Origin of the sequence: Photobacterium damselae, assembly GCF_003026815.1 — a bacterium.
GTDB lineage: Bacteria > Pseudomonadota > Gammaproteobacteria > Enterobacterales > Vibrionaceae > Photobacterium > Photobacterium damselae.
In genome coordinates this window covers 253252-266773 of sequence record NZ_PYOG01000001.1, presented here as the reverse complement: position 1 = coordinate 266773, position 13522 = coordinate 253252, and the positions used below count along the sequence as shown (strand labels likewise).

16 protein-coding genes and 1 riboswitch are annotated in these 13522 nt (G+C 40.3%); of the genes, 5 read left to right on the top strand and 11 right to left on the bottom strand.

Translation table 11 applies throughout. The features are described from left to right. Positions 1-39: 39 nt before the first annotated feature. Genes minE through minC form a run of 3 tightly spaced genes read right to left on the bottom strand, consistent with a single transcriptional unit; the run spans position 40 to position 1806 of the window. The gene (gene minE / locus CTN07_RS01190) at positions 40-303 is read right to left on the bottom strand and encodes a cell division topological specificity factor MinE (RefSeq protein WP_005300172.1); all 264 of its coding nucleotides are present in this window, start codon (positions 301-303) and stop codon (positions 40-42) included. Positions 304-308: 5 nt separating this feature from the next. Beyond that, on the bottom strand, positions 309-1121 hold the full coding sequence (gene minD / locus CTN07_RS01185) for a septum site-determining protein MinD (RefSeq protein WP_005300171.1): 813 nt from the start codon (positions 1119-1121) through the stop codon (positions 309-311). 22 nt (positions 1122-1143) lie between these two features. After that, positions 1144-1806 (bottom strand): septum site-determining protein MinC, encoded by a 663-nt coding sequence (gene minC / locus CTN07_RS01180; protein ID WP_005300169.1) that lies wholly within the window; start codon positions 1804-1806, stop codon positions 1144-1146. 206 nt (positions 1807-2012) lie between these two features. On the opposite strand from minC, the gene CTN07_RS01175 reads away from it, so the two are divergent. After that, positions 2013-2291 carry a YcgL domain-containing protein gene (locus tag CTN07_RS01175; RefSeq protein ID WP_036764149.1) on the top strand — a complete coding sequence of 93 codons (279 nt, stop codon included), beginning with the start codon at positions 2013-2015 and terminating at the stop codon, positions 2289-2291. Between the two features lie 10 nt (positions 2292-2301). Beyond that, positions 2302-3273, top strand: a complete 972-nt coding sequence (locus CTN07_RS01170; RefSeq protein WP_005300167.1) for a lytic murein transglycosylase — start codon at positions 2302-2304, stop codon at positions 3271-3273. 292 nt (positions 3274-3565) lie between these two features. Here CTN07_RS01170 and CTN07_RS01165 read toward each other — a convergent pair whose 3' ends face one another. Continuing rightward, positions 3566-3961 (bottom strand): H-NS family histone-like protein, encoded by a 396-nt coding sequence (locus tag CTN07_RS01165; protein ID WP_005300165.1) that lies wholly within the window; start codon positions 3959-3961, stop codon positions 3566-3568. Between the two features lie 377 nt (positions 3962-4338). Then, positions 4339-4522, top strand: a riboswitch (Lysine riboswitch). 100 nt (positions 4523-4622) lie between these two features. Between CTN07_RS01165 and CTN07_RS01160 the strand changes: the two genes are divergently transcribed. The 3 genes from CTN07_RS01160 (at position 4623) to CTN07_RS01150 (ending at position 7187) form a co-directional block, all read left to right on the top strand. After that, on the top strand, positions 4623-6218 hold the full coding sequence (locus CTN07_RS01160) for a Na+/H+ antiporter NhaC family protein (protein WP_036764147.1): 1596 nt from the start codon (positions 4623-4625) through the stop codon (positions 6216-6218). A 153-nt stretch (positions 6219-6371) separates the two neighbouring features. Next, complete coding sequence (locus tag CTN07_RS01155; RefSeq protein WP_005300162.1) at positions 6372-6950, top strand: thymidine kinase; 579 nt, start codon at positions 6372-6374, stop codon at positions 6948-6950. A gap of 24 nt (positions 6951-6974) precedes the next feature. Then, positions 6975-7187, top strand: a complete 213-nt coding sequence (locus tag CTN07_RS01150; RefSeq protein WP_036764145.1) for a VF530 family protein — start codon at positions 6975-6977, stop codon at positions 7185-7187. 104 nt (positions 7188-7291) lie between these two features. Here the strand turns inward: CTN07_RS01150 and hisIE are convergent, their stop codons facing one another. Genes hisIE through hisD form a run of 7 tightly spaced genes read right to left on the bottom strand, consistent with a single transcriptional unit; the run spans position 7292 to position 13519 of the window. Beyond that, complete coding sequence (gene hisIE / locus CTN07_RS01145) at positions 7292-7912, bottom strand: bifunctional phosphoribosyl-AMP cyclohydrolase/phosphoribosyl-ATP diphosphatase HisIE (protein WP_005300161.1); 621 nt, start codon at positions 7910-7912, stop codon at positions 7292-7294. Next, complete coding sequence (gene hisF / locus CTN07_RS01140) at positions 7909-8682, bottom strand: imidazole glycerol phosphate synthase subunit HisF (protein ID WP_005300159.1); 774 nt, start codon at positions 8680-8682, stop codon at positions 7909-7911. Before hisF ends, hisIE begins: the two co-directional genes overlap by 4 nt. Before the next feature lie 9 nt (positions 8683-8691). Next, on the bottom strand, positions 8692-9429 hold the full coding sequence (hisA, locus tag CTN07_RS01135; RefSeq protein ID WP_005300156.1) for a 1-(5-phosphoribosyl)-5-[(5-phosphoribosylamino)methylideneamino]imidazole-4-carboxamide isomerase: 738 nt from the start codon (positions 9427-9429) through the stop codon (positions 8692-8694). A 14-nt stretch (positions 9430-9443) separates the two neighbouring features. Next, positions 9444-10070: an imidazole glycerol phosphate synthase subunit HisH gene (hisH, locus tag CTN07_RS01130; RefSeq protein WP_005300155.1), complete on the bottom strand. Its 627-nt coding sequence runs from the start codon at positions 10068-10070 to the stop codon at positions 9444-9446. After that, the gene (gene hisB / locus CTN07_RS01125; RefSeq protein ID WP_085999140.1) at positions 10070-11143 is read right to left on the bottom strand and encodes a bifunctional histidinol-phosphatase/imidazoleglycerol-phosphate dehydratase HisB; all 1074 of its coding nucleotides are present in this window, start codon (positions 11141-11143) and stop codon (positions 10070-10072) included. Before hisB ends, hisH begins: the two co-directional genes overlap by 1 nt. Positions 11144-11155: 12 nt before the next feature. After that, the gene (gene hisC / locus CTN07_RS01120; RefSeq protein WP_005300151.1) at positions 11156-12202 is read right to left on the bottom strand and encodes a histidinol-phosphate transaminase; all 1047 of its coding nucleotides are present in this window, start codon (positions 12200-12202) and stop codon (positions 11156-11158) included. A gap of 21 nt (positions 12203-12223) precedes the next feature. After that, positions 12224-13519, bottom strand: coding sequence for a histidinol dehydrogenase (gene hisD / locus CTN07_RS01115; RefSeq protein WP_005300149.1), 1296 nt, complete (start codon positions 13517-13519; stop codon positions 12224-12226). Between the last annotated feature and the right edge of the window lie 3 nt (positions 13520-13522).

Genomic DNA, 13522 nt, shown 5'->3' with positions numbered 1-13522 from the left:
TATTTTATTTATCGACAGAATGGTAATGCTGCTGACTGATTATTTATCTTCTTCAGGCAACGTTACATTTAATTCTAGAACGGCAAGATCTTCTTCTTTTTGATCTAAGGTTACAACAACCTGTTCTGGGTCAATTGCAACATACTTACGAATAACTTCAAGAATATCTTGTTTTAGTTGCGGTAGGTAGGACGGCGCACCTTGACCCGCAGAACGACGCTCAGCGACGATAATTTGCAGCCTTTCTTTCGCCACACTTGCCGTCGTTGTTTTTTTAGGGCGGAAGAACTCTAGCAAAGCCATGATAATTAGCCTCCAAATAGACGTTTAAGGAAGCCTTTCTTCTCTTCCTCTAAGAAACGGAATGGGCATTCCTCACCCAATAAACGAGCAACAGTATCTTGATAAGCAATACTTGCGTCAGCATCTTTGTCAAAGATAACAGGTTCACCTTTGTTCGATGCATTCAGTACTGCTTGGCTTTCAGGAATAACACCTAAAAGTGGGATATGCAAAATTTCTTCAACATCTTGAACACTTAGCATATCGCCTTGGTTTACACGAGTTGGGTTGTAACGGGTCAATAAAAGATGTTGCTTAACGGGTTCTTGACCTTGCTCTGCTCGGCGTGACTTTGAATCTAGAATACCTAGAATACGGTCAGAGTCACGAACAGAAGAGACTTCAGGGTTCGTGGTTACAATAGCTTCATCAGCAAAGTACAATGCCATTAGTGCACCAGTTTCAATACCTGCTGGTGAATCACAAATAACAAAATCAAAACCCATCTCGCCTAAATCTTTAAGAACACGTTCTACGCCTTCTTTACTTAGTGCATCTTTATCACGAGTTTGCGATGCAGGTAATACAAATAGGTTGTCGGTACGCTTATCTTTAATTAATGCTTGGTTTAAATTTGCTTCACCATTAATGACATTAACAAAGTCATAAACAACACGACGCTCACAACCCATAATTAGGTCTAGATTACGAAGACCGATATCAAAATCGATTACGGCTGTTTTTTTACCGCGAAGAGCTAACCCTGATGCGATTGCTGCACTTGATGTAGTTTTACCAACCCCACCTTTGCCTGAGGTAACAACGATTATACGTGCCATCAAATAAATTCCTTATTAAACGTTATAAAGCTAAAGGCTCTATGTTCAAATTATTTTCTGTTAGTGAGATAACGACACCCTTACCCCAGAATTCTTCAGGTATTTTATCACTTAGCCAGTAGCATCCCGCAATGGAAACTAACTCAGATTGTAAATTCTGACAGAAAATTTGCGCCTGATGTTGGCCGTTTGCTCCAGCAATAGCGCGACCTCTTAATGTTCCATAAACATGAATACAGCCATCAGCAATAATTTCAGCGCCTGCACTTACATGATTCATGATAATAAGGTCTGAATTTTTTGCATAAATTTGTTGGCCAGAGCGAACTGGAGTACGAATGATTTTTGTTGGTACCATCTCAGGCTCGGATGCTTGCAACTGACGCGCTGCATTCATAATAGCAAAACCATTTTGTTTTGCTTTATCTTGCATCTGAGGATTTTTACATCCGCTGATCCCAACAGGAATCATTCCTGCTTTCGTTATTCCTGACTTTAATTGGGCAAAATCAATCTTACTGCCCGCCTGCGAAATATCAATCACTAATGGCGCTGATGCGAAAAAGTTTGGCGCTCTATCAACTTTTTCTTTTAGTTGTGTCAATGCGGTCGTTATATCACCATCATTGAGATGAAGTGCCGAGAGTGTAAAAGAACTCCCTTTTAATTCTGCAGATTTAGTCATATTGAAGCTAAATTAGCCAATCCTGTCCGTTATCACAAAGGTACTTAGCATGGTATATTCCTAAATCCTTTCGGGCAAGTTATCCTTGCCAAGACTGTGTAAATTAAGATCTGTCTCTCACCCAAATATGAGGAATAGATCATTAAATTGAATGTTTTTGATAAAATAGAGTCTATAAATCTAGTAGTTTAACGGTAGTAAATATCATGTTGTGTGCCATCTATAAAAGTTTAAAGAAAGAGAACACGTACCTATATATTAGTAAGAAAGATGATTTTTCATCAGTGCCAGAAGCGCTACTTACTACATTTGGTAAACCACAATTTGTGATGGTATTAAATTTAGCCGGTCGAAAATTAGCAATTGCTGATGTCGAGAAAGTTAAAACTGCATTGGTTGAGCAGGGGTTTTATTTACAAGTGCCGCCACCAGTGCCTAATTTGTTAGAAGAATATAAAGCGGCAAAAGCTGCGGTAAAACCATAATAAGGTCATTATGAAAAAGCGACTAGTTTCTGCTCTTGTAGCATTTGGATTAGGGATGTCATCATCAGTTTTTGCAGCTGATGCAGGATTTGATAAATATGTGGAAGGCTTAAAGGCAGAGGCGCGAGAAAAAGGAATTTCAGAACAGATTATTAATGAAGCGTTTACAGGTATTGAATTTAAGCATCGTGCTGTTAAAGCCGATAAAAATCAGCCAGAGAAAAAATTAACGCTTGATCAATATATCCCAAGAGCTGTACCTCAATGGAAAGTAAAGCAAGCTAATCGCTTATATCGCGAACATTACACCGATTTACAACGTATCGGTAAACAATTTGGTGTTCAACCTCGCTTTATTGTTGCGCTATGGGGCGTTGAAAGTAATTTTGGTAAATTTACTGGCAAATATAATGTAGTAGAAGCTCTAGCAACCATGGCTTATGAAGGACGTCGCGAAGCATTTTTCCGAGGTCAGGTTATGGATGCATTGCAAATATTGAATGAAGGTCATATAAAACCTTCAGAAATGAAAGGTTCATGGGCAGGAGCAATGGGTCAGCCGCAATTTATGCCTAGCTCTTATTTAACCTTTGCCGCTGATGGAAATAATGACGGCAAATCCGATATTTGGAATACAACAGAAGATGTTTTTGCTTCTGCTGCTAATTATCTGCATAAATCTGGTTGGAATGATGAATATACTTGGGGACGTCAAGTTAAAGTACCAACAACATTAAATTCGGCACTTATTGGTGTTGAAAGGGATAAAGGTAAAACTTTATCACAATGGCAAGCTTTAGGTGTTCGTACCGTATCGGGTCAGCAATTACCAACAGAAGATATTCAAGCATGGTTAGTTCAACCCGATGATCAACATGGACGAGCATATTTGATCTATGAAAACTATCAAACACTATTAAAATGGAATCGATCTCACTATTTTGCTTTAGCAGTGAGTCATTTAGCGGATCAAATACAGTAATATATTTTTAAAGGCTGAGTGAAGACTCAGCTTTTTTATATCATGAGTTTAGCTGCATACATTACGAGATATATAAGAGTGTAATAAAAAGTAACAAGAAGTTATGATTGATATTGAACAAATGATTTGCAATTACTTCGATACGACGAATAGACAAGAAGAGTAATAGTCTTGTGGTTGGATATAAATAACCGTAATGAAAGAGGTTGTTTTGAAATGAAGTGAATGTTTATGTTAACTGTTCAATATAAAAAAACCCGACATAAAGCCGGGTTTTTTGTATTGAGAAGGATTAGATCTCAAACTCTTCAAGAGATTTGCCTTCATCAAGTGCTTTTTTAAGAGCACTTGGAGTACGGCCTTGACCTGTCCAAGTTTTTTCTTCACCGTTTTCATCGATGAATTTATATTTAGCTGGACGAGCAGCACGTTTTGCTTTTGGTGCTTTTGATAGTGAAGCTAGTAATTCTTCAGGATCAATACCGTCAGCTAATAGCATTTCGCGGTATTGCTCTAGTTTCTGGTTACGCTCATTTTCTTTAGCGATTTCTTCAGCTTCAGATTCTTCACGTTCGCTAACAACTGTCTGTAATTTTTCTAGAGCTTCTTGTAGTTGTTCTAGAGTGTATTCACGAGAAAGTGCGCGAAGGCTACGAAGATTTAATAGCGCTTTCATTGCATCAGACATTTATATTTCCTGTTTGTTATATATGGCTACTGGAATAATAATAGCAGCGTTAAATTATATTTGACAATAATAATACTATTATTATTTTAATGCTAGTGTCTGCTCTCTATAAATAATCATCTATTGTTACGAAAATTTAAGTATTCATCATTATGAATTCGTTACAAAGTGAACCGCATTAATAAAAGACCATCCATATATTTATATTAATAACACATGCGGTTAATTTCATAATCATTAGATGATGCTTGCTTTGTCTATAAGGAATAATTCTGTGTTTTTTATAAATAGCTGCAAAATTATTCACTAAACACTATCATTTTTTCATTCTAAGTTGTTGCAAATGAGCTGACATTACGTAGAATGAAATTTCCTTGACTAAGGGTAGAGGTGCATTGTCTATAAGTAACTAACTCGAGGGTGATTCCATTGACGGTTAGAGAAAGGAGCCAATGCCGAAGTAAGAGAAGGGTATCAAACCCTCTTGCTGGGGTTGTGTCGAATAGGTACAACACTGCCATAGTAAAATTTTAATATTAACTATGGAGCGCTACTGTGGGGTCAGGAGAGGGTTAACCTTCTTTCCTTTTCTCTTCTTGATAAGACTATGTGCTTATCAATGACAGTAGATCTCCAACCTGGATCGGTTGTAATAGAGATCATGAACTTTGTAGATTATTCCCATTCTTTAGTATCCATCTTACCGCCTCTGGTCGCGCTAAGCTTGGCTATTCTGACACGTCGTGTATTAATTTCATTAGGTGCTGGTATTGTACTTGGTGCTTTACTGTTAACCGACTTTTCATTAGGCAACACCTTTTCGTATTTAAAGCAGACGGCGACCGAACTGTTTGTTGTCGATGGCGACCTAAATTATAGCAATTTAAGCATTTTGCTATTTCTTGTTTTATTAGGTATGACAACGGCACTATTAACTTTATCTGGCGGTACACGAGCATTTGCTGAGTGGGCTCAGACTAAAATTAAGAGTAAGCGTGGTGCAAAACTACTGGCTGCATTTTTAGGTATTTTCATTTTTGTTGACGACTATTTTAATAGCCTAGCAGTAGGTGCGATTGCACGTCCCGTTACTGACCGATTCTATGTATCTCGAGCAAAACTGGCTTATGTTGTTGATTCAACAGCAGCACCTATGTGTGTAATTATGCCTGCATCAAGCTGGGGTGCTTATATCATTACCTTGATTGGTGGCATTTTAGTTTCTCACGGTGTAACTGAGTACTCACCATTAAGTGCATTTATGACACTGGCTCCAATGAACTTCTATGCAATCTTCGCCTTAGCAATGGTCTTTGTAGTTGCTTGGTTCCAGTGGGATGTGGGTCCAATGAAGAAGCATGAAATGGCTGCAAGTCACGGTCGAGGCTTTGATGAAGGTGATTCTCTTGATGAAGCAAAAGCATTAGATGAAGAGCTTGAAATTAAAGAGAGTGATAAAGGTCGAGTAGGCGATTTAGTATGGCCTATCTTAGTCCTTATTTTTGCTACCTTCTTCTTTATGATTTATACCGGTAATGAAGGTCTTGCAGCAGCAGGTAAGCCATTTGATATCCTAGGCGCATTTGAAAACACTAATGTAGGTAAGTCACTTGTTCTTGGTGGTACGCTAGGCTTAATTTGTGCACTTATTCCGGTACTTCGTCAGCGTTTACCTATGGCTGATGTAACAAGTACGCTATGGATTGGTGCGAAATCTATGTTTGGTGCTATTTTAATCCTGCTATTTGCTTGGAGCATCGGCAGTGTGATTGGCGATATTCAAACAGGTAAGTACTTATCAACCTTAGTTCAAGGTAATATTAACCCAATGCTATTACCTGTTATTTTATTCTGTTTGTCAGGCATTATGGCATTCTCTACGGGCTCATCATGGGGTACGTTTGGCATCATGCTTCCTATCGCAGGTGATCTTGCAGGGGCCACGGATATTACGTTAATGCTTCCTATGCTTGCTGGTGTCCTTGCTGGTGCTGTATTTGGTGATCACTGCTCACCAATTTCTGATACAACGATTTTGTCTTCAACAGGCGCGCGTTGTCATCATATTGATCATGTTGCGACACAGCTCCCGTATGCTTTATCAGTGGCGTTTGTTTCTGCTGTAGGTTTCCTTGTTTTAGGTATTACAGATTCACTACCAGTGAGTTTCTTAGCGGCAACGTTGACCTTCGTTGTGATGTGTTTTGGTCTGTCTTGGTGGTCTCGCCGCCCGGTATCAAGCACTAGCGCTGCATAATCGCAGTCATCATCTTGCTTAAAGCCTGCACAGTTTGCAGGCTTTTTTTATTGTTGTGATCCAAACTTAATGATCTCGCTTTTCATTGTGGGGAGATTTCTGTAGCATCACGCTAATTTTGGATATGTATTTTCAAACGATTTGGGGAACCTAATGGCTCAAATGTATTTCTACTACTCTGCGATGAACGCGGGTAAGTCGACAACCTTACTACAATCATCATTTAACTATCGTGAACGTGGTATGACGCCTTTAATCTTTACGGCAGCGATTGATGATCGATATGGTAAAGGTAAAGTGAGCTCCCGAATTGGTTTGCAAGAAGATGCTGAACTATTCAATAATGCCGATGATCTTTATGCTCAGATTACTGATATTCATAATGAGAAAAAAATAGATTGCGTATTAATTGATGAATGCCAATTTTTAACTAAAGATCAGGTTTATCAATTAACCGAAGTGGTTGATAAATTACATATTCCAGTATTATGTTATGGATTGCGCACTGATTTTCGTGGTGAGCTATTTGAAGGCAGCCGCTATCTATTATCATGGGCTGATAAATTAGTTGAATTAAAAACAATTTGTCACTGTGGTCGTAAAGCTAATATGGTTATCCGCCAAGATGAGACGGGCCGTGCAATTGCAGATGGGGATCAGGTCGAAATTGGCGGTAATGATCGCTACGTTTCTGTTTGTCGTACCCATTATAAAGAAGCGTTAGGACGTTAGATAAAAGGGCGTTAAGTAAATTTTATGACACAGAAAAATAATCCTTTACACGGCATAACGTTAGAGAAATTACTGACAGAGTTAGTTGAACATTATGGCTGGGATGAACTTGGCTATCGAATTAATATTCGTTGTTTTACTCATGATCCTAGCATTAAATCGAGCCTTAAGTTTCTGCGCCGTACAGAATGGGCCCGAACAAAAGTAGAGCAATTGTATCTTGATATGATTCGCTAATACCTATTTATTGCGATAAGAAGTTATTGTGATAAGAAATGCCAGCGTTAATATGCTGGCATTTTTTTCTCATAATAAGACAGAAGATCGCTCTTACGATTTAGTTATTCATTGTGTCTTTGGTGTAATTTATTTAATACATCCTGTAATGATAAGCCTTGATCTTGTAGTAGGACTAATAAGTGATATAGCAGATCAGCAGATTCACAAATTAATTCTTCTTTATCCCCTGATGTTGCTGCTAATGCTACTTCTACTCCTTCTTCTCCCACTTTTTGCGATATACGCTTGGTTCCTCGTGCATATAAACTGGCGGTATAAGATGATTTTGGATCAGCCCCTTTGCGACTTGCGAGTACTTGTTCTAATTGCTGCAAGAAAAGGGGGGAAGCGGCAGATAATTTAATGTCTTTATCATCAAAACAGGTTTCTGTATTTCGATGACAAGTTGGTCCTACCGGAATAGCTTGAATAAGTAAGGTATCTTGATCGCAATCGAGTTTTATCTCTTCAAGCTTTAATATATTTCCAGAACTTTCGCCTTTCATCCATAAACGCTGTTTAGTACGAGACCAAAATGTCACTTTATGAGTATCTAATGTACTACTGAGCGCGGCATCATTCATATAGCCAAGCATTAATACTTTTTGTGTCCGGCTATCTTGAACTATGACTGGAATTAAACCACCAACTTTTTCCCAATTAATCTCTGTTATTAAGCTCATAGTCGGATCTCCACATTTTGCTGTTTTAAATAGCGTTTTAATTGACCAATATTAATGATCTGCTTATGAAATACCGATGCTGCTAAAGCGCCATCAACATTTGTTTGATTAAAGGCTTGAGCGAAGTGAGCCATTTCCCCCGCGCCACCAGAGGCGATTAAAGGAACATGACAAACTTGCCGAATATTACTGAGCTGTGTGAGATCATAGCCATTACGTACACCGTCTTGATTCATCATATTTAGTACAATTTCACCGGCACCACGTTGCTGAACTTCTTTTACCCACTCCTCAGTTTGCCACTGAGTCATTTGAGTCCGTTTTTCATCCCCAGTAAATTGATAGACTTGGTACTGTTTAGTATTTACATCAAAATAAGAATCAATGCCAACGACAATGCATTGCACTCCAAACTTATCTGCCAACTCTGTAATAAGAGCTGGATTGGCAAGAGCGGGGGAGTTAATGGAAACTTTATCTGCTCCAAATTCTAATATTTGATTGGCGTCTTGAACCGTTCGTATTCCGCCTGCAACACAAAAGGGAATATCAATGACTTCGGCAACTTGTGATACCCAACTTTTATCGACAACTCGGCCATCACTTGATGCGGTAATATCATAAAAAACCAGCTCATCAGCACCTTCTTCAGCATACCGTTTCGCCAGTGGTACAATGTCACCAATGATCTCATGATTGCGAAATTGCACGCCTTTAACTACTTGTCCATCCCGTACATCTAAGCAGGGAATAATACGTTTTGTTAACATAAACTCTCCTTATTCCCGAGCCCAAAGTTGAAAGGCATCTTCTGCCGTAAAATGGCCATCAAGCAGTGCTCGCCCCACGATTACACCAGCTACACCACTATTTTTAAGTGCGGCAATATCATTAAGAGAGCCGATGCCACCAGAAGATTGAAAAGCAATGGTTGGATAGTTGCGACACAAATCTTGATAAAGGGCGACATTCGAACCTTGTAAAGTGCCATCACGGGAGATATCGGTGCATAGCACGTGTTGCAGACCGACAGTTAAATAATCCTCTAGTAGTGCCTCAATCGTGACACCAGAATCTTCTTGCCATCCAGAGACGGCAACATGGCGCTCACCTTGGTCATTAATATTAATATCAAGGGCAAGCACGATTTTGTCAGCGCCTAACTCCTGTATCCATTGTTTAACCTGTTGCGGATGCTTCACTGCGGTAGAGCCAATAACGACACGTTTAGCTCCTGCAGATAATAGCGCCTTCACATCTTCTAAATGACGAACGCCCCCTCCAATCTGAATATTGGCAGGTGTACTGGCTAAGATGCTAGCAATTAAGTCTAATTGTCTTGCTTGCGTATTTTTAGCACCGGTTAAATCAACAAGATGTAGCCATTGAGCTCCTGCCCGATAATAAAGAGCAAATTGTTCACTTGGATTCACTTTGTATTCGGTCACTTGACCATAATCGCCCTGATATAGGCGAACGACTTGGCCATCAATTAAATCTAATGCGGGTATGATCATTTTTCATCCTTGAATTAGAGCTCGAGAAAGTTCTTTAGTAATTGAGATCCGACTTTCCCTGAACGTTCTGGGTGAAATTGCACCCCATAAAAATTGCCACATTGAATGGCTGCGCTGAATCCTTGACCATATTCACATTGTGCGATAGTTCTGCCTCCTTGAGCAAAAATAGGCATGGCATAGCTGTGAACAAAATAAAAATAACTTCCCATTGGAATATCAGCAAAGAGTGGGTGGCCGGGTTCTGGCGTTATGGTATTCCACCCCATATGAGGGAGAGGAAATCCCTGGCTATCGAGCTTAATGACAGGAGCAGAACAAATATCAAGGCATGGCACTTGTTGTTCTTTCTCATCTTTCACTTGTTCTAGCGAGTAACGACCTAGCAATTGCATGCCCAAACAGATCCCCAGTATTGGCTGAGTGATTTGTTTGATGAGCTGAATGAGGTTTCGTTGCTCTAAGTTTTTCATCGCTTCGGCGGCAGTTCCGACTCCTGGTAATAGCAGTTTATCGGCACTTAAAACAATTTCAGGGTCTTTACTGACGGTAACTGGATACCCAAGTCGTTCAATGGCAAATTTTACAGAAGCGATATTGGCGCATCCGGTATCAATAATCACGACCTGCTGCTGACTCATTACAGTACTCCTTTACTGCTTGGTAGTTCGTTACCTTCAACTTTGATCGCTTGACGTAACGTACGGCCAAAAGCTTTAAACAGACTTTCAATAATGTGGTGATCGTTTTGTCCACTAGAACTGAGGTGTAAAGTACACGCTAAGGTATCAGTTAATGAGCGGAAAAAGTGCTCAACCATTTCCGTCGATAAATCGCCAACTTGTTCTCGACTAAATGTGGCATCAAATTTTAGATATGGCCGGCCTGAGAGATCCAAAGCACATTGAGCAAGACACTCATCCATGGGTAGCGAGAAACCAAATCGACCAATTCCTCGTTTATCTCCTAAGGCTTTACGCAGAGCATCTCCCAAAGCTAGGGCAGTATCTTCAATAGAGTGGTGATCATCAATGTAGAGATCGCCTGCAACATTTACTTCAAGTTGAAACCCGCCGTGGGTAGCGATTTGATCCAGCATGTGGTCGAAAAAACCTAAGCCGGTGCTGATCTGATTTCCACCACTTTGATCTAAGTTTACTTTAACGTGAATGTCGGTTTCTTTGGTGGTACGAATAACCTCAGCGATCCTTGGGTTGGAGGTAAGATCTTTAACGATCTGTTGCCATCCCATTTGTTGCGGGTGATATTGAATACCTCGAATAGCCATATTTTCTGCCAGTTGCAGATCCGTTGGACGATCACCGATAACGGCACTTTGACTAAAATCGACCCGTCCTTGCTGAAGATAGGTTTTTACTAGCCCCAATTTAGGTTTACGACAACTGCAATTTTCATGGTCAAAATGAGGGCAGATTAAGACATCGGAAAATTTCACTCCTTGGGAAGTAAAAATATCCATCATCATATTATGTGGCGCATCAAAGTCTGCTTGTGGATAGCTTTCGGTACCCAACCCGTCTTGATTGGTCACCATCACCAGTTGATATCCTGCATTTTGTAGCTCAAGAAGAGCCGGAATAACATAAGGCTCAAGCTGTAATTTATCTAAACGGTCAACTTGAAAATCAATCGGTGGCTCAACAATTAATGTGCCATCACGGTCTATAAATAAAATTTTCTCTTGGCTCACAATCGACATCCTTGCTTATTGTGTTAATTGAGTTCGGATAAAGGCGAGCGTTTTTTCACACTCATCACGGTTTCCGATACTGATTCGAATGCAGTTTTCAATTGGACTACGACGTAAAATAATACCGCTGTCCCACAGTGCTTTAAATAATGGCTCTGCATCTTCAAATTGCACCAGAAGATAATTGCCATAACCATCAAAGACGCGCACATTCGGTAGCATGCCTAAACCCGCTTGGAGGTAGGCTCGGTTAGCGCTGATATCAAGCACTTGAAATTTGGTTCGTGCTATTCCTGCCTCTGATAATGCGGCTATGGCAATATCAGCAACAGGAATCGGAACTGGGTAGGGCGCAATGACTTTTAGAAGTAATTCGATAACTTGTGGGTTAGCAAGGGTAAATCCACAACGAAGACCCGCAAGGGCAAAAGCTTTTGAGAGCGTTCGTAATATCACTAAGTTACTGTAGCGATCCAGAAGATTGGCAACACTTTCCTCGCTACAGAAATCAATATAGGCTTCATCGACCACCACTAAAGCACTATCTTGAGTACGTTCTAATAATGCTTCAATATCGGCTTTTGCTAATAGATTGCCTGTTGGATTATTTGGACTGCAAACAAAAACCAATTTCACGCGATCTAATTGGGCAAAGATAGCGGGTAAATCAAGTTGCCACTCTTTGGTTAAGGGTACAGCAATCGCATTAACATCAGAGGTTTGCGCACTGATGCTATACATACCATAAGTCGGGGGACAATAGAGGATTGCATCTTGATTTGGCTCGCAAAAGGCACGAATTAATAATTCAATTCCTTCATCGGCACCTCGTGAGGTTAGAACTTGTTCTGGTCGTACGCCAGCATAGTTTGCATAAGCTTCTATCAGTTGCGGCGGTTGACATTCACTGTAGCGGTTCAGTCGAGTATGGTTAATGTTGTACTCATTAGCAAAAGGGGATTCGTTTGCATTAAGCCAAATATCACCTTGCCCCCCTAATCGACGAGCAGATTGGTAAGGTGTTAACTCCTGTACTGTTTGTCTTGCTAATTTTTTTACCATGTTCATTTTCCTTGAAAAGAGTTAACACTGTGTTTGATATTGTTCAACTCGAATGGTTACCGCCCTTTTATGAGCATCTAAGCCTTCAGCATCGGCAATGGTTGTTACTGTTGGCGCAAGAGCCATAAGCCCCTCTGCACTAAGTTGTTGTACCGTCATTCGTTTTGAAAAATCGGCCAGCCCTAAGCTAGAGTAGGTTTTGGTATAGCCATAGGTTGGTAATACGTGATTAGTACCAGAGGCGTAATCGCCAACCGATTCAGGAGACCATAACCCAAGGAAAATCGATCCAGCGTTATCGAGTTTAGATAATAGAGCTCTAGGATCTTCAGTTTGAACAATTAAGTGTTCAGGGCCGTATTGGTTAGAGATGGCAATACACTGCTCAATATCTTGCGCCACAATCAGTAAACTGCTGGTAAGTGCCTTATCTGCAATAGTTGAACGAGATAACTCAGCCAGTTGTTTTTCTATCTCAATCGCCGTTTGTTGTGCAATGGTTTCATCTGGTGTTACTAAAACAACTTGAGAATCAGGTCCATGTTCGGCTTGGCTTAATAAATCAGCGGCAATAAAGGCAGGATTGGCACTGTGATCTGCAATAACTAATACTTCTGATGGTCCTGCAGGCATATCCATCGCCGCACCTTGGAAATCATTGCTAACTTGACGTTTTGCTTCGGTTACATAGGCGTTTCCTGGGCCAAAAATCTTATCAACTTTAGGTACGCTTTCAGTACCATAGGCCATGGCTGCAATAGCTTGAGCACCACCAATTTGGAAGATAGTGGTAATGTTACACAATTGCGCGACATACAAAATTTCATCAGAAATGGGTGGCGGGGAGCAAAGCACAACTTGTTTACAGCCTGCAATTTGAGCAGGAATACCCAACATGAGTACTGTTGAAGGTAAAGGAGCGCTTCCTCCTGGTATATATAACCCAACTGCATTAATTGGACGAGTGATCTGCTCACAAATAACACCGGATTGAGTTTCCACAATCACGGGTTTGGCTTTTTGGGCTTGGTGAAATAGAGCGATATTGTCATAAGCTTGATTTAGAGCTTGTTTCATTGATTCGCTCAGACGATCACTGGCTTGTTGGATCTGCTTTGAGGTTATGGCAAGTTGCTTTAATGTTTGCTGATCAAACTTTTCTGTGAGTTCGAATAAAGCTTGATCTCCTGTTTCTCGAACCGAATTGATGACTTGAGCGACTTTGGCTTTAATCGCCGCGCCATCAGTAATAGCTGGACGAGTGAGCAATTGTTGTTGCTCTTGTTCGCTATATTGTTGCCAATAGACCGTTTTCATCGC

Coding starts and splice junctions, on each gene's coding strand:
- minE (WP_005300172.1), bottom strand. CDS start 303: ATGGCTTTGCTAGAGTTCTTCCGCCCTAAAAAAACAACGACGGCAAGT.
- minD (WP_005300171.1), bottom strand. CDS start 1,121: ATGGCACGTATAATCGTTGTTACCTCAGGCAAAGGTGGGGTTGGTAAA.
- minC (WP_005300169.1), bottom strand. CDS start 1,806: ATGACTAAATCTGCAGAATTAAAAGGGAGTTCTTTTACACTCTCGGCA.
- CTN07_RS01175 (WP_036764149.1), top strand. CDS start 2,013: ATGTTGTGTGCCATCTATAAAAGTTTAAAGAAAGAGAACACGTACCTA.
- CTN07_RS01170 (WP_005300167.1), top strand. CDS start 2,302: ATGAAAAAGCGACTAGTTTCTGCTCTTGTAGCATTTGGATTAGGGATG.
- CTN07_RS01165 (WP_005300165.1), bottom strand. CDS start 3,961: ATGTCTGATGCAATGAAAGCGCTATTAAATCTTCGTAGCCTTCGCGCA.
- CTN07_RS01160 (WP_036764147.1), top strand. CDS start 4,623: ATGAACTTTGTAGATTATTCCCATTCTTTAGTATCCATCTTACCGCCT.
- CTN07_RS01155 (WP_005300162.1), top strand. CDS start 6,372: ATGGCTCAAATGTATTTCTACTACTCTGCGATGAACGCGGGTAAGTCG.
- CTN07_RS01150 (WP_036764145.1), top strand. CDS start 6,975: ATGACACAGAAAAATAATCCTTTACACGGCATAACGTTAGAGAAATTA.
- hisIE (WP_005300161.1), bottom strand. CDS start 7,912: ATGAGCTTAATAACAGAGATTAATTGGGAAAAAGTTGGTGGTTTAATT.
- hisF (WP_005300159.1), bottom strand. CDS start 8,682: ATGTTAACAAAACGTATTATTCCCTGCTTAGATGTACGGGATGGACAA.
- hisA (WP_005300156.1), bottom strand. CDS start 9,429: ATGATCATACCCGCATTAGATTTAATTGATGGCCAAGTCGTTCGCCTA.
- hisH (WP_005300155.1), bottom strand. CDS start 10,070: ATGAGTCAGCAGCAGGTCGTGATTATTGATACCGGATGCGCCAATATC.
- hisC (WP_005300151.1), bottom strand. CDS start 12,202: ATGGTAAAAAAATTAGCAAGACAAACAGTACAGGAGTTAACACCTTAC.
- hisD (WP_005300149.1), bottom strand. CDS start 13,519: ATGAAAACGGTCTATTGGCAACAATATAGCGAACAAGAGCAACAACAA.